Raw genomic sequence first — 500 nt, 5'->3', positions numbered from 1 at the left:
GCTCAAGTGAAACCATTTTACGTAAGCTAGGAGCTTGGCAGGGTATTGAGCAACGCCGTGCTGCACCTTACTACGGTATGGAAGTGTGGGAGCAAGACAGCTTCGCAAAAATAGAGTTTGATGCACAAAGTATGGCGCAACCTGATTTGGGTCACATCGTTGAAAATCGCGTGATTCAGTTAGCGTTGTTGGAACAAGTGCAAAAGCTAGAGAATGTGACGCTATTCATGCCAGCGCGCTGTGCGACACTCGCGGTCGGTGAACAAGAGAGTTGGTTAACGCTCGATAACGGCCAAGCGATGACAGCGAAGCTGGTGGTGGGCGCAGATGGCGCGAATTCGTGGCTGCGTAACCAGATGGATATTCCTTTGACGCATTGGGACTACGGTCACCATGCGTTGGTTGCTAATGTGAAAACAGCGGATCCGCACCACAGCATCGCGCGTCAGATTTTTACACCTCACGGGCCTTTGGCATTCTTGCCAATGTCTCAACCAAAC

The 500-nt window shown here is 51.0% G+C and carries 1 protein-coding gene; it reads left to right on the top strand.

What is annotated here, in order from left to right; translation table 11 throughout:
* The coding region (locus R7R78_RS29940; RefSeq protein ID WP_318119969.1) for an FAD-dependent monooxygenase at nucleotides 1–500 on the top strand (500 nt) is incomplete at both ends.

This window comes from Vibrio sp. 2134-1 (assembly GCF_033339495.1).
Note: the sequence above shows the minus strand (reverse complement) of the source record. Positions and strands in the feature narration are given on the sequence as shown.